Here is a 19,851-nt window from a genome sequence, read left to right as displayed (position 1 = left end):
GGGCCCAGCGAATATGAATAGGGCTAGCGGCTTGCTTAGCAGGGGGCGTTGAGCAAGCGTTAAGTAGTAACACAAGCAGGCCACCAAGCCAGAGATATCTCATCTAACAACGGCGTAAAGGGCCGCTGGCAAGTTAGGCATGAGTAACTTATTTGGTCATACTATGCAATGATATCATTGCCCCAACCAGTGCCACCTACGTTGGCCGCAATGTCGTTGCCCCAGCCGGTGCCACCTACGTTGGCCGCAATGTCGTTGCCCCAGCCAGTGCCACCTACGTTAACCGCGATGTCATTGCCCCAACCGGTGCCGCCTACGTTGGCTGCAATGTCGTTGCCCCAGCCAGTGCCGCCTACGTTGGCCGCAATGTCGTTGCCCCAGCCGGTGCCGCCTACGTTAAAAGAGAGGTCATTGCCCCAGCTATTACCGTTAGCTCTGGCTGCTGGTGCTCCCGTAACATCATTGCCCCAACCAGTGCCGCCTACGTTGCTAGCAGGTTGGCTATTGATATCATTTCCCCAACCGGTGCCACCTACGTTGCTGGTGGGCTGACTAACAATGGTAGCGAATTGGAAAAGGGCGAGGGTGATGAGCTCAAACATGGTGGTGGAGAGATAGTAAGGTGAATTGTTGATACAAATTTCCCCGCTACCGTCTTCCCACAAAAGGAAAGAGCTACTGTGCTTGTGACAATGACTAATTCAAGTCTTTCTTGTATTTATACAATATTTTTACTAAAAATCATCCTTAGGAAGTAGCTGTAAGTAATAAGCGCTGCGGTAATTGCTGCGAAAAACGTGCGAAATGTGACATCCTACCGTGTAAATTGCGCATACCATACCACGATGCAAAGGTTAGCTAAACTTTAAATCATGGCAAGGACAATTCGTCATTTTTTGATTAGCTGTTTTCTGGCTATCTGAAGGGTTGAAAACCTTCTTTAAACGACGCTAAGGCACTTTTTTAATGAAAGAAATTGCGAATTTGGCGCGAATTGTGACATTGCGTCGGGCCCGGCAGCGCCCTTTACTTGATTTGGATGCGGCCCGCCTGGGCAAGGAAGAGCGGCTAATGCAGGAAGTGGCTACCAATCCGGAAGTTACTGCCATTCAGCTGACTAAATCACTCTACGGAGCTAATTCAGCCAGCAACCAGGCGGCTATGCGCCAATTGCGGGCTCGGGTGCAGGACAAACTGCTCAACCACCTGTTTTTTCTAGACCATTCTGACGCGCGCTTTATTGTGTCGCGCCGTTACGAAGTGGAGTGTCTGGATTTGTTACACAAGGTAACAATCCTCTACCTGGAGGGCGAGTACACCTTGACCGAGCGCTTGTTGCGGCGCTGCATTCGATTGGCCGCGCAGGGCGATTTCACTTCCTACGAAGAGCAGGCCGTGCAAAAGTTGCGGTCTATTTACGCGGCGCAGCGCCAGCAAAGCAAGTATGACGAGGTAGATGCCAGATTGCTGGTATTGAGGCAAATATTAGCACTAGAACAGGAGGCTGAACAGATTAATCTGGCGGTGATTCTTGGCATGGAGCAGGCTGTGGCCAAGCGCCAAGCCGTGCAGCTTAAGATGCCCGAGTATGTAGCCCGGCTTGAGGAGATATATGGCTTGGCACCCACATTTGCCGCGTTTTCTGCGTTGTACCGAGTGCGCTTGGCCCGTGCCGGGCTCACTGGCCGCTACGAGGATATTATTGCGGAAACGGAAGCGGCCAACGCGCTCTTGCAGCAGGGTAAAATCAACGCCCGGCGCTTCGACCAGCGGTTCAACCAGTTTATGAACATTTACGCGCATTTGCGCGGCCGGCAGCCCGAAGCGGGCCTCAAACTGGCCGAGGAATTTGCGGAAACCATTCACCCCACTTCCAGCAACTGGTTTTACTTCTACGAGCACTACCTGCTGCTGGCCCTGCACGCGCGCGAGTACGACCTGGCTTTGCTGCTGTTGCACACGGCCCGCAAAAACCCGTCGTATGGCAAGCAGCGGCAAGCTGCCCTCGAGCGCTGGGAGCTGCTGGAAGCCTATACCGAGCTAGCGCTGCCCGCCGAGCAGCTGCCACTGCGCCGGCGCAACCAGCTGGCCGTATTTGCAGCCCTCACGGTGCCCGAATATACCCGCGATAAACGGGGCTACAACGTGGCTATCCTCGTTTTTCAGCTGGTGCATTACCTCCAGCAGCGGTTGCTGGAGCCGGTGCTGGTGCGCCTGGAGCGGCTGCGCAAATACCAGCAGCGGCACCTGCGCGATGCGGCCACGCTACGCAGCCGCACATTTTTGCGGCTGCTGCTACTGCTACCCGAGGCCGAGTTTGACGCCAAGGAACTGGCCCAGCGCGACAAGGCGCTGTTGGCCACGTTGCGGCAGGCACCGCTGGCCGGCGAGGCCGATGCGGAGGTAGAGTTTATTCCGTATGAAAACTTGTGGAAGCTGATACTGCATGTGTTGCAGCAGGGCGGCCCGCAGTAGCGGTGGCTACGGCTCCACTACCACTTCCTGGCTCACGCAGTTGCTGGCGGCGCATGCGCCGGGGCCATAGCCGCGCAGGCTCATGCGCACCGGAAAGCGCCCGGCCTTACGAAAGCTGTGCTCGACGCGCCGGCCCTGCTGCGTGTAGCCATCGCGAAAATCCCAGATAACGACCACCGACTGGCAGTCGGGCAGCACCGAATCGAGGGCGTCGAACGCTACGGGCTGCCCCACGCGCGCCTTGAGGGTGGGCCCGGCGCTGAAATTGAGCACCGGCTTGAGCAACAGGTTCACATCGAACGTTTTTTCGGCGTGGCGCACCTCGCCGGTGGCGGGCACCACCACGTCGAGCACCACTTGGTAGCGGGCGCGGGCCTTGTAGCAATGCGTAATGGTGAGGCCGGTGAGCGTGGTGCCGTCGCCCATGTCCCAGCGGTATTCGAGGGGGCCGGCGGCGGGGTCTGCCGAGCGGCTGGCGTCGAAATCGACGCAGAGCTCGGCGGGTTGCACGGGCCCGCACACGGCGGCCGTGGTGTCGGGGGGGGCGGTTTGGGCGTGGGCCCCGGCGGCCGGCAGGGCCAGGGCCGCCGCCAGGGCAGCCGCCCGCCGCAGCCGGCCGGCTACCGATAGAAGAACAGAAAAGGAGCGCACCAAAAAACGAGTTAGCGTGAGAGAAGGAGAGCCAGCCGCGCCGCTACAATTTGTTGAGGCGCTGCAACAGCCCGCGCATGTAGGTTTGACCCACGGGAATATATTTCTCCTTGATAAGCAAGGAGTTGTCTTCCAGCGACTGCACGTAGTCAATGTTGATAATAAAGGAGCGGTGCACCCGCAAAAAGCGCTGGGACGGAAATTTTTCCTCAATGGCGCGCATGGTGCTGTACACAATGAGCTTGCTGCGGCTCGTGACGAGGTGCACGTAATCGCCGAGTGCCTCCACGTAGAACACATCGGCAAAATCGACGCGCACCAGCTTATTGTCCACTTTCACAAACGTGAATTCGGGGTTGCTGCCGGCGGGGAGCGTGAGCACGTCGGCCGCCTCGGTGGTGCGCTGGGCCGTGATAGTTTCGAGCACCTTGTTGGCGGCTTGCAGGAAGCGCGGGTAGGAGAGCGGCTTGAGCAGGTAGTCGGCCACGGCAAACTCAAAAGCCTGCACCGCATACGACTGGCTGCCGCTGATGAGCACCACCTGGGGCGGGTCGGGGAGGGCGCGCAGGAGGTCGAGGCCCGACATAAGGGGCATCTCTACGTCCAGAAATAATACGTCAAATACCTGGTTACGAAGTGCTTCGGCAGCATCGATGGCGCTGGTACAGGCCCCGGAGGCCTCCAAAAAAGGCGTGTTGCTGATGCAGTTGCTCACTATTTGTACCGACAGGGGGTCATCATCGACCACTAGGCAGCGGAGTGGAGCAGCGGGTAAAGTTTCGGTTTCAGTAGTGGAAAGGGACATAGGGCAGAGAAAAAGTTGGGCCAAACAGACTAAACAAATGTAGGCGCTACGTGCTATCCCGCCGCCGCCTAACTATCCTTAGCTGGAGAGCCATTAACAACTTTCTGACCCAGTGGCTTAGGCCCGGGCCTGCAGCTGCGGGTAGAGCTGGCCCAGCTGCTGCCGCACCGTTTGGAGCAGCGGCTCGCAGTAGGGGCAATCGGGCTGGCCGGCGCTGCGCTCCAGCTCATCGAGCTGGGCGTGCAGGCCCGGCACCCCAAAGTAGGCCACCTGCCCTTTCAGCTTGTGGGCCGTGGCGGCCAGGGCGGCGCGGTCGTGCGGGTAGGCGGCGGCTAGTAGCAGCTCTTGGGCCGGTGCTTCGGTAAGGAACGTATTGACAATCTGACTAATGAAGCCATTATTGCCGCCCGAGAGCTCTTCCAGCTGCTGCCAGTTGGGGTGCAGGGTGGGCGAGGGCGAGGTGGTGGGAAGTTGGGCGGGCGCGCCGGGAGCTGCCTCGGGCACCAGCCGGCCGGTGAAGTGGGCCAGCCGGGCGTAGAGCATGGCCGGCTCAAAGGGCTTGGCCAGCAGGTCGTTCATGCCGGCTTCCAGGGCCATGCTGCGGTCTTCGGGTAGCACCGAGGCCGTGAGGCCGATGATGGGGAGCTGGGCAGCATCCGGGTAGTGCTGGCGCAGGGCGCGGGTGGCGCCGTAGCCATCAAGCTCGGGCATCTGGATGTCCATAAACACGGCGTCGAAGGGCTCGATGGCGGCGAGCACGCACGCTACGGCGAGGCGGCCATTTTCGGCTACCTCCACGTGGACGTTCCACTTTTCCAGGGTTTTGCGGGCCACCAGCTGGTTGAGGCGGTTGTCTTCGGCCACCAGCACGCGCAGGGCGGGCTCAAACGGGGGCAGCGGCCCCGCCACGGTGGTAAGCAGCGCCTGCCGGGCGTCGGCCACGGGGTAGGTCAGCTCAAAGTAGAACTGCGAACCCGCGCCTTCTTTACTGCGCACGCCCAGTTGCCCCCCGTGCAGCTGCACCAGGCTGCGGGCAATGCTCAGGCCCAGGCCGGTGCCGCCAAACTCGCGCGTGGTGCTGGCGTTGGCCTGCGAGAAGTCTTCAAAAATGGCCGACAGCTTATCGGCCGCAATGCCAATGCCGGTATCCTGCACCTCAAACCGCAGGGCGGCACGGCCCGCTTCGGCGGGCGGGCCGGGGGCCGGGGCCACGCGCACCGTTACGCTGCCCTGGCGGGTAAACTTCAGCGCATTGCTGACCAGGTTGACCAGTACCTGCTGCAGGCGTACGGGGTCACCAACGACGGCAAGGGGCACGTCGTCAGCTACTTCTACGCGCAGGCTCAGGCCTTTGCTATCGGCAGCGTAGCGAAAGAGGGTGCTCAGCCCCCGCACGGCATCAGGCAGCCGAAAGGGTACCTGCTCCAGCGTTAGCTTACCAGCTTCCATCTTCGAGGAATCGAGGATGTCGTTAAGAATCACCAAGAGATTTTGCGACGACGAGCCAATAGCCGTCAGGTATTCATGCTGTTCGGGGTTGGTAGGGGTTTGCTGTAGCAGGTTGGTGAGGCCAATTACGGCATTCATGGGCGTGCGGATTTCGTGGCTCATGTTAGCCAGAAACTGCGCCTTGGCCCGGCGCGAGGCCTCGGCCGCATCGCGGGCAATGAGCAGCTCGCCGTTCATCTGCTCAATATCGCTATTTTTTTGGCGCAGCTCGCGCGTGCGGACCCGCACGGTGCGCTCTAGCTGCACCTTCTGGCGGCGCAGCACGCCTTCGCGGGTGCGCACCACGGCCACCAGCAGCGCAGCCAGCGTCAGTACTTCGAGCACCAGGGCCAGCGGCGTGCGCCACCAGGGCGTAGCAATGCGAAATGTGCGCGTGGCCGCCGGGCTCCAGGGTGCGTCCACTCCGTTGCGCCGCACCTGGGTTTCAAACACGTAGCTGCCCGCGCCGAGGCCGGCAAACTGCGCCTCGCCCACGGCGCTGGGGCGGCTCCAGTCGTCGGACAACCCGCGCAGGCGGTAGCGGTAGCGCAGGCCCGCCACGCCACCCGGCGTTAGGCTAATACCTTGATAAACAAAGTTAACGCGATGCCGGCCGGCTGGCAGCTGGCCCAGCGCCGCGGGGCGGCTTTCGCCATCTACCTCCGTGGCGGTGAAGGCCAGGGTGGGCGCGGGGGCGGTGCTGGGCCGGTAGTGCGCCAGCTGGGCCAGGTCGAGGCGCAGTTGGCCCAGGCGGGTGGCCACCCAAGCCAGGCCGGAGCTCAGCGTGGCGGGGGGTATTAAGTTGTGGGCCAGTGCGTTGTCAGGAGCCAGAGGCGTGGCCACGTGGCGGGCGTCGAGCAGGCTCAGGCCCTGGGGGTGCACCGCCAGCAGGCTACCGGCCAGGGGCGCGGGCAGCGGCAGCAGGGCCGTGAGGTAGTCGTTGGGTAGCGAGCCGGCGGCTTTGCCCAAGTGCTGCCAGCGGCCCTTAGCCGGGAGGAAATACAGCCCCTGCCCCTCCGTACCCACCCAGATAGTGCCGGCCGCGTCTTCGGCCAGCGCGCTGGCATCGAGGCCCGCGGCGTTCAGCTTGGTATGGCTGAAGCGGTGCTGGTCTGGCTGCCACGTGGCTAGGCCAGCGTTGTGCGTGGCTACCCACACGCGCCCGTCGTGGTCGGCCAGTAGCGCATATATACTGTTGTGTAGTAGGCCGTTGGCGGTAGTGAAATGCTGAGTGCCCGGCCCCCGCCCGGCCGCGCCTTTAGTGGGAAATAGGTATACCCCATCGGCGGCTGTGCCCACCCACAGGCCCGAGCCGGGCGCGTAGGCCAGCGCCGTCACGGCCGAGCCCAGGGGCTGGGTTGGGCCCGGCCCGGCTGGCCCTGGTTGGCCGGTGGCCAGCTGCACCCGCACGCCGGCCGGCGTGCCCACCCACGCGCCACCGCCCAGCGCCGCCGGCCGCGCCAGCACTACGCCCGGGGCATTGCCCAGCGGGCCACTCGCCCGGGGCCAGTGGCTCAGGTAGCGGTCGGCGTGCTGCCAGAGGCCCTGGCCAGCAGTGCCCAGCCAGGCGTTGCCTTCGCGGTCTTCGAGCAGGCAGGTGAGTACGGCGCCGGCGGGCAGGGCCAAGTGGTAGCGGCGCTGGTAGGCCCCGAGGCGGGCCGTATCAGGGGCCGGCGCACCAAGGCGGCCGGGCCGGGGGCCACCCCGCTCACTAGTGGGGGCGGCCCGAAACGATTGCCCCGCCGCCGGCCGCACCGAGCGGCCCCCCTGGTCGTGCGCCAGCCAGAGTGCCCCACTAGCGGGGTCTTGCCAAAGGCCGGTAACGAAGTTTTCGGCCAGGCCGTCGCGGGTGGTGAAGGTGACGAAGCGGCTACCGTCGTAGCGCACCAGGCCCTCGGCGGTACCCAGCCAGAGGTAGCCCTGCCGGTCTTGCAGCAGGCAGTAGATGAAAGGCTGGCTCAGCCCTTCGGCGGGCCCAAACTGCCGCACGAACGACTGGGACGGCGGGGCGCTGACGAACCCCGCCGCCGGGATACTACCTAGCAGTACTGCTAACAGCAGCAACCAGTGCTTGCGAAATGATTTGAAATAGGAATAAAAAGGAAGCAGCACGCAGAAAGAAGGCCGAAGCACGGTAATAGTAACGGCTGAAAGTTAGCCTTTCCGGTACCAGCGAGTCAGAAATTTTGGTTAAAGACAGTCCTTTTCGGGCCGAACTTACCTTCCTGGTCGGCGAGGGTTTAGCAATCAACTCAAAATACCGGCCTGTTGGGTATCGTAAGTAGGAGCTAATGAAATTGACTGATACCGTAGTGTTATTGCTGCTGACGGAGTTTGAAGTAGCTAACAGTATGATAAAAGTAAGCTCGCTATATTATTACCGGTTGGTCGTAAGCGTTTCGCAAAGCTACCTGCTTGGCCTTGTGCTAGCGGCTGGCGGTAGGTAGTGGCTGCGCTACTGGCTGCGAAGTGGCCCAAATTGTACATCACCGTGATACGGGTAGTGTGCGTGCGGCGCTTAGGGCATTTAGAAGCAGGGTCACGAGTGGTCGTATGTTTACGCGCGGCTGGTCTTAATAGGCGGCCCCTGGTACCCGAACCTTTTGCTAGCCTGGGGGTTTGACCAACTACCGCGGCAAATACCGTAAATTTGTAGTTACCCTGGCGGTTGTTCTGCCCGGTATTATTTTATCCTTTTGCTGTAAAACGATGGCTGTTTATCCCGAATACATGGTTGCCCCCATCCGCCAGGACCTGACGGAAGCTGGCTTTGAGCAACTCATGACCCCCGAGGCGGTTGATTCGGCCCTGGCCGGCACCGAAGGCACCGTGTTGGTAGCCGTGAACTCGGTGTGCGGCTGTGCCGCCGGTAAGGCGCGCCCCGCCCTCAAGTTGGCCCTCGCCAACGCCGAGAAGAAGCCTACTAAACTGGTAACCGTTTTTGCCGGCATGGAAACCGACGCCGTAGCCAAAATGCGTGAGCACATGCTGCCCTATCCGCCCTCCTCGCCCTGCATCGGCCTCTTCAAAGATGGCGAGCTGGTGCATATGATTGAGCGCTACCACATTGAAGGTTCCGACATGATGCGCATTGTGAACAACCTGCAAGGCGCATTCGAAGAGTATTGCTAAGTCAGCGACTACCAAAAACAAAAAGCCCGCTTCGAGAAGCGGGCTTTTTTGTTTTTGATTATTACTCAATTAGTTGGCTACTTCACTGAGGAATTTGATGCGGACCAGGCGAACTTCCTCTTCCGAGAAGTCGTCAGCACCCAGCTCGTTCATGGCGGTGGCGATGTTGTCGGTGGTCGCAGTCATGAAGTAGTCAAAAATTTCGTCTTGCTTGTCCTCGTCCACCGCCTCGCGGATGTAATAGTCCAGGTTGAGGCGAGTGCCCGAGTAGCAGATGTGCTCGATTTCTTCCACCAGGTCGGCCATCGAGATGCCCTGGCTGCGGGCAATGCCCACTAAGTCCATTTTCTTATCAATCTGCTGAATGATGTAAATCTTTAGCTTAGAACGATTTACCGTGGACTTAATGATGACATCGGCGGCCGTCTCGATGTCGTTATCCTCCACGTACTTCTTGATGGCTACCACGAAGGGCGTCCCAAACTTTTGGGCCTTGCCCTGGCCCACGCCCGAAATGTGCGTCAGCTCGTGCAGCGTTTGCGGGTAGGTGGTGGCCATTTCTTTCAGGCTGGGGTCCTGAAAGAGCACGTAGGGTGGCAGGTTTTTCTGCTTGGCTACCTGCCGGCGCAGCTCCTTGAGCTGCGTGAACAGCGCCTCGTCGTGGCCAGCCGCCTGCTGAATTTTCTCGCCGTCTTCCTCCTCCTGCTTCTCGGCCTCGAAATCGTGGTCCTTGGTGAGCGTAAAGGAATGCGGATTCTCAATGAAATCGATGCCTTTGGGTGTGATGTGGATGAGGCCAATCGAGTCGATATCCTTCTCCAGCAGGCCGTTGAGTAGGCACTGGCGCAGCACCGACAGCCAGTGCTGCATGTCGCCGCTCAGCTCCTTGCCCTGCCCATACACCGGCAGGCCATCGTGGCCGTAGCTGTCGATGTGGGGGTTGCGCAAACCCAGCAGCACCTGGGCAATGTGGTCGAGGCCGAAGCGGGCCTCCGTTTGCACCACGGCGCGCAGGGCCATGCCCACGTGCGCGGCCCCCTCGAATTTCTCCTTGGGGTGGCGGCAATTGTCGCAGAAGCCGCAGTCCTGGTCCAGCTGCTCGCCAAAGTAGTGCAGCAACTGCCGCCGGCGGCAAACGGCTGATTCCGAGTAGTTTGTCATTTCCAGCAAGAGCTGCCGGGCGTTGTCGCGCTCGGTCACCGGCTTGTCTTTGCTGAATTTTTCGAGCTTCAGAATATCGTCGTAGCTGTAGAACATGAGGCAGTTGCCCTCCATGCCGTCGCGGCCGCCACGGCCGGTTTCCTGGTAGTAGCCCTCAATGCTCTTGGGCGCGTCGTAGTGAATCACGAAGCGCACATCGGGCTTGTCGATGCCCATGCCGAAGGCGATGGTGGCCACAATCACATCGCAGTCCTCACTCAGGAACGCGTCCTGGTTGTGCATGCGGGTGTGCGGGTCGAGGCCGGCGTGGTAAGGTAGGGCGCGCACGTCATTAACGCGCAGTAATTCAGCCACTTCCTCCACTTTCTTACGGCTCAGGCAGTAGATAATACCCGCCTTGCCCTTGTGCGACTGCACGTACTGGATAAGCTGCTTTTTGGTGTTGCGCTTGGCCCGCACCTCGTAGTAGAGGTTGGTGCGGTTGAAGGAGGTTTTGAAGACGCTTGCATCGTCCATGTGCAGGTTTTTCTGGATGTCGAGCTGCACCTTGGGCGTGGCCGTGGCCGTGAGCGCGATAAGCGGAATCTTGCCCCCCAGGTTGTCGATGATACCGCGAATCTTGCGGTACTCGGGCCGGAAATCGTGGCCCCACTCCGAAATGCAGTGGGCCTCGTCAATGGCTACGAAGGAGATGCTGGCCTTTTGGAGAAAAGCAATCGTGTCATCCTTGCTCAGGCTCTCGGGGGCCACGTACAAAAGCCGCACCTCGCCGGAAATCACGTCTTTTTTGACGCGGTTCATCTCCGTCTTGGTCAGCGTCGAATTGTACACTTGCGCGTTCACCCCAAACGCCGACAGCTGGTCGACCTGGTTTTTCATGAGCGCGATGAGTGGCGAAATGACGATGGCCGTACCCGGCAGCACCAGCGCGGGCAGCTGATAGCAGAGGCTTTTGCCCGCACCCGTGGGCATGATAACAAACGTGTTTTTGCCAGCTAGAATATTCTGAATAACAGCTTCTTGCGTGCCCCTAAACTGGCCAAAGCCAAAGACTTCCTTGAGCTTGGTTTTTAGCTCTACTTGCGCAATAGCTGGTTCTTCAACGGCGGTCAGTGACATAGACTGGCAAAATAAGGCGAAGTGCGGAGAGCGTGGGTTCTCAGCGAAGATAAGCAGGAAGTGATTTTTTTAGTGAGAAAAATCGCAGTTTGCACGTAACATTAAAAAAAAGTTCCCTTAATAATTAGGGTTAATTGAAGAAGGCCTGGTTGGGGACACTGATTGCTGCACTGCCTGGGTCGCGCAACCGGGCGTATTTTTGGCGGTGCAATCAACTTTCCCTCCCACCGTCGATGTGCTGGCCGTGGCCCGCCAGGTGCTCCTCACGGAGGCCGATGCCCTACGCGACGTGGCGGCGGCCGTGGGTGCCACGCCCGATTTTGCCCGCTGCGTGGCCGCCCTGCTGGCCCTTCAGGGCCGCGTAGTGGTAACCGGCGTGGGCAAAAGCGCCCACATTGCGGGCAAGCTGGTGGCCACGCTCAACGGCACGGGCACGCCCGCGCTGTTTATGCACGCGGCCGATGCCATTCACGGCGACCTGGGCATGATTCAGGCCGGGGACTTTGTGGTGGCCATCAGCAAGAGCGGCGACACGCCCGAAATAAAAGTGCTGGTACCGCTGCTGCGGCGCAAGGGCGTGCCGCTGGCCGCGCTGGTCAGCAACGCCGACTCGTACCTGGCCAAGCAGGCCGACTACGTGCTGCACGCCCCCGTGCGCCGCGAGGCCTGCCCCCACGACTTGGCCCCCACTACCAGCACCACCGCCGCCCTGGCCCTGGGCGACGCCCTAGCTGTGTGCCTGCTCGAAAGCCGTCAGTTCACGGCCCAGGACTTTGCCCGCCTACACCCCGGCGGTACGCTCGGCAAGAAGCTGTACCTGACCGTGGGCGACCTCAGCCGCCAAAATCAGCGCCCGCAGGTGGGCGAGGCGGCGTCGCTGCAAGAAGTTTTACTGGAAATATCGGGCAAGCGCCTAGGGGCCACCGCCGTGCTCGATGCGGCGGGCCAGTTGGCCGGCATCATCACCGACGGCGACCTGCGCCGCATGCTGGGCCGCGGCCACCTGGCCGAGCTGGAAGCCCTGGTGGCGCGCGATATTCTCACGCCCCACCCGGCCACCATCGACATCACCGAGTTTGCCGCCGAGGCTTTGGCCCGCATGCAGGCCCGCAACATTACGCAGCTTATCGTGACGGAAGGCGGTAGCTTCGCAGGCTTTATTCACCTGCACGACTTGCTGCGCGAGGGCTTGGTATAACCTCTGGTACAATTTAAGCTTAGTTAGCCACAAACTGATTTTCACCTATGAACCATACTTATCTCGTTGTGATGGCGGGCGGCATCGGCAGCCGCTTCTGGCCTTTCAGCCGCACCCAGCACCCCAAGCAGTTTCACGACGTAATGGGCGTGGGGCGCTCTATGCTGCAACTCACGGTGGACCGCTTTAAGGGCATTTGCCCGCCCGAAAACGTGTTTGTGGTTACCAACCGCGATTATATCGCTTTGGTACACGAGCATTTGCCTGAACTGCCCGCCGACCAAATTCTGGGTGAGCCCATTGGCCGCAACACCGCCCCATGCATTGCCTACGCCAGCTACCGCATTGCGCAGCAAGACCCTGAAGCCACCATCATTGTGTCGCCGGCCGACCACGCAGTGCTGCGCGAAGAGGAGTTGCGCCGCCTCATACAGGCGGCCGTGGAGGCGGCCCGGCAGCACCCGGTGCTCATCACGCTGGGTATTCAGCCATCGCGGCCCGATACGGGCTACGGCTACATTCAGTATATGGATGGTGCCTCGCACCGCCTGCCCGGTACCAACCTGTATAAGGTAAAAACCTTCACCGAAAAGCCTAATTCGGACCTCGCCCGGATGTTTGTCGATAGCGGCGACTTCCTCTGGAACGCGGGCCTGTTTGTGTGGCGGGCCAGTGTTATCATCGAAGCCTTTCACCAGTCGCTCAGCGACATCGCGGAGGTGTTCGACGAAGGTAAAGAGCAGTTGGGCACCGACCAGGAAGCCGCGTTTATTGACGAAGCCTACTCGCGCTGCCGCAATATCAGCATCGACTTTGGGGTGATGGAAAAGGCTGACAACGTGTATGTTATGCCGGCTGATATTGGCTGGAGCGACCTGGGTACCTGGGACTCGCTGCACCGCGTGAGCACCCCCGACGCCCAAGGCAACGTGGTGGATGGCGATGCCATGCTCTACGACACGCGCGATTGCCTCATCAAAACGCCCCACGAGCGTCTGGTAGTGGTGCAGGGCCTGGAAGGCTACATCGTGGCCGAGCACGACAACGTGCTCCTCATCTGCCAGCGCTCGGAAGAGCAGCGGGTAAAAGACTTCGTGGCCGACGTGAAAGCCCGCAAGGGCACGGGTTATAATTAGTCTGTTGCAAGTACATTTTTATTCCAAGTGAAGCCTTTGCCTATCTTCTGCCTGATTAGTAGCTGTATGTTGCTGACGGCCAGTGCTTCGCTGCCCCCAATCACGTTGTGCCGGGGTCAGGAAACCACTATTTTCTCATTTGTAACTAACCGGGGCAAAACTGCCTGTTTGTGCGAGGGTGCTAAGCAAGCTTACCTAACTTACCGCTTCGGTACGGCGGCCAAGGTCGATTTACAGTACCCGGCAGTGCTAGACCGGGGTAGCTGGAAAAAATTTACGTACGCCTTTTACTATCGCGGCGGCGGCACAGACAACGCGGGCGTAGACAATAACCAGGTTTCTTTTAGTAATAGTGGGGTGAAGTACCGGCTTTATCAAGAATATAGTGCCGAAGAAGAGGCGAAAAGTGGCAATGGCGATGACGTTGGCATAGAAGTGACGATAAAGGGTAGCGCAACTCTAATTGGCAGCAAGGGCGGTACCGTCTTCGGTACTATCCTTGGGTTCCGGGATAATAACAAAATCGGCAAGGGCGAGCTGGAATAGCGCGTCCTTGCCGATTAAAGCTGTGAAGAAAAGTCAAGTACCTCTACCCGCGCCCCTTGGCTACCTCAAATAGCATGATGCCGGCGGCTACGCCCACGTTGAGGCTCTGAATCTGGCCGCTCATGGGGATGCGCAGGCGCTGGTCGCAGAGGCGCAGCAGGTCGGGCGAGATGCCGTCTTCCTCCGAGCCCATGAGCACCGCAATGGGGCCGTTGAGGCTGGCGGGCTCGGTTTGGCCAAGGTCAGCGTCGGCTTTCTCGGTACAGGCAATTACTGTTAATCCGCTCTCTTTCAAGAAGATAATAGTCTGGCGCAAATCAGCTTCGCGGCACACGGGCAGGATGTTGAGCGCGCCGGCCGAGGTCTTCACGGCGTCGCCGTTGATTTGGGCTGCGCCGTGGGCGGGCACTACCAGGGCCTGCACGCCCAGGCACTCGGCGGTGCGGGCAATGGCGCCGAAGTTGCGCACGTCGGTCACGCGGTCGAGCAGCAGGATAAATGGCACCTTGCAGTCCTCAAACAAGCCGGCGAGCAGCGTGTCGAGCGGGGCGAAGTCGATGGGCGACACGAAGGCGACGGCCCCCTGATGGTTTTTGCGAGTGAGGCTTTCCAGCTTTTCGAGGGGCACCAGCGACACGGGCACGTTGGCCTCGCGGGCCAGGGCCGAAATATCCTGGGTGAGCGAGTTTTTGGTGCCGCGCAGCAGGAAAATCTTGTCCAGGGTGCGCCCGGCGTTCAGGGCCTCCATAATGGGGCGCAGGCCGAAGAGCATGTCGATGCTGCGGTCGGCGGCGGGGCGGGTGTTGTGCTCGCGATAAAATGGGGTGGCCCCGCGCTCGCCGCCGGCGGGCCGGTTAGGCGTCACCTGCCGGCCACGCTCGTCGTAGAACGGGCGTTGGGGGCGGGCCTTGTTGGCGCCGTCGTTGCCGGCGGGGCGGCGCTCGTCGCGGCCTTCGCCCCCAGTGGGGCGGCCGGCGCGGCGCTCGCTGTTGTCGGCACCCTCGCGGAAGCGGCGGGGTACGTAGTCGTCACTGAACCCGTCGTTTAGCGGGCGGTCGTCGTTCTTCTCCATTGTTCTACGGCGGCATACCAGAGCAGTTCGTACTCAGGTCGGCGCACCAGTTCGTAATTATCAGGTGCTAAGGTACTAGGGCGGGGCCGGAAGGTGAAGGCCACGGCCTCGCCCTGGCGGCCGGCCTGGTCGTAGTGCCAGCGCTCGGTGCCGTCGGCCAGGCGGCGCACGCTCTGAGGTGGGCCCAGCACCACGTAGAGCAGGCCGCGGTCGGTGAGCCAGCCGGCTTTGTGGGCCGTAAATACCTCATTGGCAGTGGTTACGCGGCTGTAGTAGCGGCGTATCATCTCGCGGCCGCGGGTTTGGTCGCCGCCCGCCGCATCGAGCCAGAAGCGGTCGATGGCCCGCTTGGGCTCGGGTGATTTTAGCAGGGCCTGGCGCTCGGCGGCGGTGGTGAGGTAACGTAGCGGCTCAATAACTTCGGGCGCGGTGCTTTGGCCCGGAAAGCTGGCCGGTACCACCAGCAGCGGCAGCGTGCGCACCGGCTCGCCGCCCGTGCCGCCTACTTTCAGCGCATACAAGCCGGTGGTAGCAAAGCGTAGCAAATTGCCGGCTGCTACCGGTGCGGCCGATGAGTCGAGTACGCCCAGCGTGCGCGGGGCCGCTGCCTGGGTGCGCGGGTCGGTGAAGGGCGGCAGGGCCGGTGCCCCCGTGGCGTAGCGCCGCCAGCGCACCGGCTGCGCCAGGCCAAACGTGGCCACGGCCACGCCTTCGCCGGCATTCAGGTAAGGCCGGGCTAGCACCAGGCCCGCCGAGTCGAGCAGCACGAAGGGCCGGGCCAGCAGCTCGGGCGTGAGGCGCAGCCAGGCAGTGGTGGCGGCATCCTGGTCGGTGGTGGGGGGCAGGTTGGTGAGGGAGGGCTTGTCGAAACTCACTTGCAGCACCGCGCCGGGCGTGAGGCGGGCCGCCGCCACGGCCACCGTGAGCACCTGCACCGGGGCGGCGGGGTTGCTGCCGGGGTAGGGGCGGGCGGCGCGCACTTCCTGCCACAGCGGCTGCTTGGCCTCAAACGCGGCCCAGCCGGTGAGCCGCAGCGTGGGCGCGGTGGAACCCGGCGCGGTAGCCGCGTGGTTGATAAAGATGCGCAGGCTGTCGCCCTCGCGGCGCGTGGCGGGCAGCAGCCGGTCGGGCACCGGACGGTAGAGGCCCGCAAAATCGGGGGTGGGCAGCAGGCGCGGGCCGGCCGCCAGGCCGGGCAGCCCCACCAGCAAAAGCGCCGCCCAAAACTTAGCCCCCGGTCCGCCGTAAATTGCTTTTCTTTTCGAATAACTCATGGCCATTACGCTTTGGTTGCTGCTGGTTTTCTTACTTGTACGGTATGTACTTCCGCAGGTGCTGCGCGCGGTGCTGGGCAACTTTGTGCGGCAGCAGGTGCACAAGGCCCAGCAGGGCGGCTTTTATCCGCCTAATGCTCAGCAACCCGGTGGCTATCAGGCGCAAAGCCAGGAACAAGCTCAGGGCGAGCCTGCCACAAAGCCAGGTCAGGTGCGCGTGGAGTACGTGCCGCCAACTACGTCAGCCAGCGAGCGCAAGCACGAATTTCGGGGCGGGGAGTATGTGGATTATGAAGAGGTGAAGTAGCCTGCCTCACTTGCCAGCCGGCACAGACAGCGCCGGCGCCAACTGCCGCTGAAGGTCAGAATATTGTGTGCCGTTGTTGGTAAGAAAATCGGCTACGGCTTTGGGGTCGAGGGCACCATTTTGGAGCAGCCGGGCGGCGTATATCTGGCGCGCGACGGCAATGGACCTGAAGTACACCTCAGAAGATGGAAAAGGAGTTTCCACTACCAGGCGCGACGCTGTGAATACATATTGTAGATAGTGAGCCCCTCTAACCGGGTGCGTAGTACCTGGCAGCAGCTGGTCGCTGGACCACATTTCCTTTACCACGAATAAACGCTCGTTTTGTGGTGAGCTGATATACAAGGCGTTACCGCCATCCGACTCGAAGCGGGCGTAGGGCTGCCGGTCCACCGTCATTAGGCCGTCCTTAACAACAACTTTTTGAGCTGTGGCTCCTAATGCCAGCAGGGTAAGCAGAAGGGTGAAGAATGCGCTTTTCATGGCGAAAAAGGGAATAGGTGCAACGCTGACTTTGCCAAAAGCAATGCCAAATTGGGTAAAAGCCACCTGCTTGCCCGCGTAGTCAGCCCGCACAGCGGGCGTATCTGCGTAATCTGTTAAATCCGTTTGAATCTGCGGTCTAGAAGCCCAGGCCGATTCGTAGGCCGTTGCCCACATGCTCGCCGCCCTGCAGACCGGCGTAGAAATCGACCCGCAACACTTTGAAAATGTGCTCCACGCCCGCGCCCAGCTCCAAGTAGTGGCCTATTTGATTGGTATGCAAGTAGTTGAGTGAAATGACTTCCTGCCACTTGAGGGCGCGCAGCAGCGGTAATCGGTTGAATATAAGGCCGTTGAAGTGGTGGCTGAAGTGGCCTTCGAAGTAGCTGGCGCGGGTACTGTACTGGTAATAGTCGAGCAGTTGAAACTGCGTGAAATCGGCCGCCAGCAGGGTGCGGTTACCCGAAAAGTGACGGTAATCGGCAAAGGTCAGCCCCTCCTGTTTGCCCACAAAGCCGCCCACTATGGCCTGCACCGAGGAAGTGCCCAGCAGCCCAAACTGCCTGCTGTGGCGCACCGAGCCTTGCAGCAGCAGGTAGCGCACATCGGCCCCCAGCACGTGCGGCACGGCCAGCCGCGCCTGTGCCCCAAACGTGGGCCACTTCGACCCCAGATTTATCTTCATATCGGGCCGCGAGATGTAACGCTGGCCGGGTTTGTAGCTCAGGGTGAGGCCCAGCACGGCCACGTTGCTGCTACCGAAGGCGGTGCCGCCGGGGGCTTCTTCGGCCACCGGCTGGTTGGGGGTGAAGGCCCGGCCTTCCACATCGTGCCACAGGTAATCGGCTGTATTATACAGTTCTACGCGCCGGAAGTAGCTGGCCGCGCCGCGCACCGTGAGGCCGTTCACCGGCTCCCAGAGGTAGCTGATTTCGGCCCCGTCGCGGCGGTACAGCTTGGCGTAGTTGCGGTTGGCCAGCAGCGAGTAGGCCGAGTTGATGAAGGGCGTGAGCTGCGAGTTGCGGTCAAAATTCTCGATGGTGCGGCCCGCCACCAGGCCCACCTGGCGCAGCTTCTGGGGGTCGAGCTGCCAGTTGAGGGTGAGGCTGGGTTGCAGCTGCTTATTGCTGAAGCCGTAGCGTAGCGCGGGCGTGATGGCCACAAAACGGCGGTCGGCGGTGCGCTGGCGGTAGGTGGCCTCGGCATTGAGTACGTAGCCCTCTACCGTGTTGTATTGCAGCTCGTTGAAGATGGGCGCCACGTTGAAGCTGCGTTTGGCAAAGGTGTTGTTGTAGGTGTAGCCCGTGAGTAGCAGCTTATCGGGGCTCAAGTGGTTGCGCTTGCGGTCGAGAGAGTCCTGGTAGGGGCGCGAATTGCGTACTACTTCGCTGCTATCTTTCTTGTGATAATCTACTTTCTCCTCCTCCGTGAGCGGAATGGGGCGCAGCTGGCTCCAATAGGCAGTATCGCGCTCATTCACCCCTTTTTCGACCAGCTGCACCTCGCCTTTTTTCATCTGCGACAGCGGGTCGGCGCGCAGCGAGTCGCGCTGCACCTGCTTCACCTGGCGGCGCACCTGCCGGCTCAGGCCGGCCAGGTTAGGCTTGTCGCGCTTGATTTGGCGCGTCAGCTCCTTGGTGGTAACGGGGGCGATAACGGGTGGCGCAGTGGGCGCGGTGCCGGCCACGGGCGCGGTAGGCTTCACCTCGGGCGGGGCCGGGTAAGTGGGAACTACGCGGTTGTAGTTGGAAAAAACGGCCGTTACGAAGCCCGTGCCTTTGAAGCCAAAGGCCGAAAAATCCACTATCAACTTCTGCGACTGAATGACCCAGGCGTGGGGTGCGCCCGGCGCGGGGGCAAACAGCTGCTCAATGTGTAGGTCATCGACGTAGTCGAGCTTGGCATCTTTAGTGAGGCGCAGGTCCACGGAGTGCAGCCGCCACGAGCCATCCACTACGTAGATGAAGCCCGAGAAAACGGGGTCGGAGCGGCGGCGTGGGGTAACGCGAATTTTGTGCACCAACTCGCCGTTTTGTTGGCTGCTGCCCACCAACTCGTATTGGTAAAATGATAACGCGTTGCCGGCAATGGGCGACACGAAGCCGCGCTCCGAAAAGCCCGACTTTACCAGGTTGTTATAGAAGCTGAGGCCGCGCCCGGCGCTGGCCCGGTTGAAGCTGATGCCGTGCGAGTCGCCGCTGACGCGGCTCGACAGCATGCGCTCTTTCACCACATCGGGCTGGGTGAAGGCGATTTCGGACAGGCTTTCGGAGAGGTAAAAAATGCCGGGCTTGATGTCGGGCCCGATTTTGACCAAGCCGAAAATCTTGCTGGGCGTTTCACTGAGGCGGCCCAGGCTTTTGAGGTAGATGCGGGCGCGGAAGGCCGCCACCTCGCGCTGGTGGTAGGCGCGCCACTGCTGAGCGTGCTGGATGATGGCGTAGGCGGGGTCGCGGTCGGAGCCGCGCACCGTGACCTCGGCCAGACTAAACGACTCGGGGGCCAGCGTGATGTTGAAGGTGAGCGTGGAGTCGCCGGCCGGCACGCGCACGGCTTCGGTACGCGGCTTATAGCCAACATATTGAAATACAAACTGATAGGTGCCGGCTGCCAGCCGTAGCTGGTACTGGCCCTGCTCGTTGGAGCCGGTGTTGGTGGCTGAGCCGCGCACCGCCACGTTGGCAAAGGGCAGGCCCGTGCCGTCGGGGCCGCTCACTTTGCCCTTGATGGTGCCGGCGCGCGCGGCCACTGGCAGCAGCGTGAGCAGCACTAAGCACCACCGAAATAGATTAACTAAACTCATTAAGATAGCTGGATAGCAAGGCGTATGCGAAGTACTGGCAAGTTAGGCGCAGCCCGCTGATATAAAGTCAAAAAAAGAGCAGCCGGGCCGGCTGCTCTTTCTAAGATGCAAAAAAGAAGCGAATGGTTGAACTAGTTGAAGTAGGTGCCGCTCACGGAGAAGAGGTTGGCGATTTTGGCCACCGTGCCTACGTCCAGGCCT

Annotated in this window: 15 protein-coding genes; 6 read left to right on the top strand and 9 right to left on the bottom strand. The window is 61.0% G+C overall.

What is annotated here, in order from left to right:
* Positions 1–161: 161 nt before the first annotated feature.
* On the bottom strand, positions 162–602 hold the full coding sequence (locus ACYVGC_RS24305; RefSeq protein WP_460586443.1) for a hypothetical protein: 441 nt from the start codon (positions 600–602) through the stop codon (positions 162–164).
* A gap of 394 nt (positions 603–996) precedes the next feature.
* On the opposite strand from ACYVGC_RS24305, the gene ACYVGC_RS24300 reads away from it, so the two are divergent.
* Positions 997–2,475: a hypothetical protein gene (locus ACYVGC_RS24300; protein ID WP_460586442.1), complete on the top strand. Its 1,479-nt coding sequence runs from the start codon at positions 997–999 to the stop codon at positions 2,473–2,475.
* Between the two features lie 6 nt (positions 2,476–2,481).
* Here the strand turns inward: ACYVGC_RS24300 and ACYVGC_RS24295 are convergent, their stop codons facing one another.
* From ACYVGC_RS24295 to ACYVGC_RS24285, 3 genes are all read right to left on the bottom strand, one after another.
* The gene (locus tag ACYVGC_RS24295; RefSeq protein ID WP_460586441.1) at positions 2,482–3,126 is read right to left on the bottom strand and encodes a PKD domain-containing protein; all 645 of its coding nucleotides are present in this window, start codon (positions 3,124–3,126) and stop codon (positions 2,482–2,484) included.
* Between the two features lie 43 nt (positions 3,127–3,169).
* Positions 3,170–3,931 carry a LytR/AlgR family response regulator transcription factor gene (locus ACYVGC_RS24290; protein WP_460586440.1) on the bottom strand — a complete coding sequence of 254 codons (762 nt, stop codon included), beginning with the start codon at positions 3,929–3,931 and terminating at the stop codon, positions 3,170–3,172.
* A 117-nt stretch (positions 3,932–4,048) separates the two neighbouring features.
* Positions 4,049–7,531: a hybrid sensor histidine kinase/response regulator gene (locus ACYVGC_RS24285; protein WP_460586439.1), complete on the bottom strand. Its 3,483-nt coding sequence runs from the start codon at positions 7,529–7,531 to the stop codon at positions 4,049–4,051.
* Positions 7,532–8,128: 597 nt separating this feature from the next.
* On the opposite strand from ACYVGC_RS24285, the gene ACYVGC_RS24280 reads away from it, so the two are divergent.
* Positions 8,129–8,551: a BrxA/BrxB family bacilliredoxin gene (locus tag ACYVGC_RS24280; protein WP_460586438.1), complete on the top strand. Its 423-nt coding sequence runs from the start codon at positions 8,129–8,131 to the stop codon at positions 8,549–8,551.
* Between the two features lie 69 nt (positions 8,552–8,620).
* On the opposite strand, the gene recQ is transcribed toward ACYVGC_RS24280, so the two are convergent.
* Positions 8,621–10,831: a RecQ family ATP-dependent DNA helicase gene (recQ, locus tag ACYVGC_RS24275; protein WP_460586437.1), complete on the bottom strand. Its 2,211-nt coding sequence runs from the start codon at positions 10,829–10,831 to the stop codon at positions 8,621–8,623.
* 205 nt (positions 10,832–11,036) lie between these two features.
* On the opposite strand from recQ, the gene ACYVGC_RS24270 reads away from it, so the two are divergent.
* From ACYVGC_RS24270 to ACYVGC_RS24260, 3 genes are read left to right on the top strand one after another with little or no spacing between them, the layout of a single operon-like run.
* On the top strand, positions 11,037–12,029 hold the full coding sequence (locus ACYVGC_RS24270) for a KpsF/GutQ family sugar-phosphate isomerase (protein ID WP_460586436.1): 993 nt from the start codon (positions 11,037–11,039) through the stop codon (positions 12,027–12,029).
* Between the two features lie 47 nt (positions 12,030–12,076).
* On the top strand, positions 12,077–13,165 hold the full coding sequence (locus ACYVGC_RS24265; RefSeq protein WP_460586435.1) for a mannose-1-phosphate guanylyltransferase: 1,089 nt from the start codon (positions 12,077–12,079) through the stop codon (positions 13,163–13,165).
* 27 nt (positions 13,166–13,192) lie between these two features.
* Positions 13,193–13,711 (top strand): hypothetical protein, encoded by a 519-nt coding sequence (locus ACYVGC_RS24260; protein ID WP_460586434.1) that lies wholly within the window; start codon positions 13,193–13,195, stop codon positions 13,709–13,711.
* A gap of 43 nt (positions 13,712–13,754) precedes the next feature.
* On the opposite strand, the gene rlmB is transcribed toward ACYVGC_RS24260, so the two are convergent.
* Entirely contained in the window at positions 13,755–14,783 is a 1,029-nt protein-coding gene (gene rlmB, locus ACYVGC_RS24255) for a TrmH family RNA methyltransferase (RefSeq protein WP_460586433.1), read from the bottom strand.
* The gene (locus ACYVGC_RS24250) at positions 14,756–16,057 is read right to left on the bottom strand and encodes a GWxTD domain-containing protein (RefSeq protein WP_460586432.1); all 1,302 of its coding nucleotides are present in this window, start codon (positions 16,055–16,057) and stop codon (positions 14,756–14,758) included. Before ACYVGC_RS24250 ends, rlmB begins: the two co-directional genes overlap by 28 nt.
* Between ACYVGC_RS24250 and ACYVGC_RS24245 the strand changes: the two genes are divergently transcribed.
* Positions 16,056–16,364: a DUF4834 family protein gene (locus ACYVGC_RS24245; RefSeq protein ID WP_460586431.1), complete on the top strand. Its 309-nt coding sequence runs from the start codon at positions 16,056–16,058 to the stop codon at positions 16,362–16,364. The two genes, ACYVGC_RS24250 and ACYVGC_RS24245, sit on opposite strands and share 2 nt — an antisense overlap.
* A 6-nt stretch (positions 16,365–16,370) precedes the next feature.
* Here the strand turns inward: ACYVGC_RS24245 and ACYVGC_RS24240 are convergent, their stop codons facing one another.
* Entirely contained in the window at positions 16,371–16,847 is a 477-nt protein-coding gene (locus ACYVGC_RS24240; RefSeq protein ID WP_460586430.1) for a hypothetical protein, read from the bottom strand.
* A gap of 139 nt (positions 16,848–16,986) precedes the next feature.
* Positions 16,987–19,650, bottom strand: coding sequence for a DUF5686 and carboxypeptidase regulatory-like domain-containing protein (locus ACYVGC_RS24235; protein ID WP_460586429.1), 2,664 nt, complete (start codon positions 19,648–19,650; stop codon positions 16,987–16,989).
* Positions 19,651–19,851 lie beyond the last annotated feature (201 nt).

It is taken from the genome of Hymenobacter arcticus, from assembly GCF_054779975.1.
This window is presented reverse-complemented; position numbering and strand designations above follow the sequence as displayed.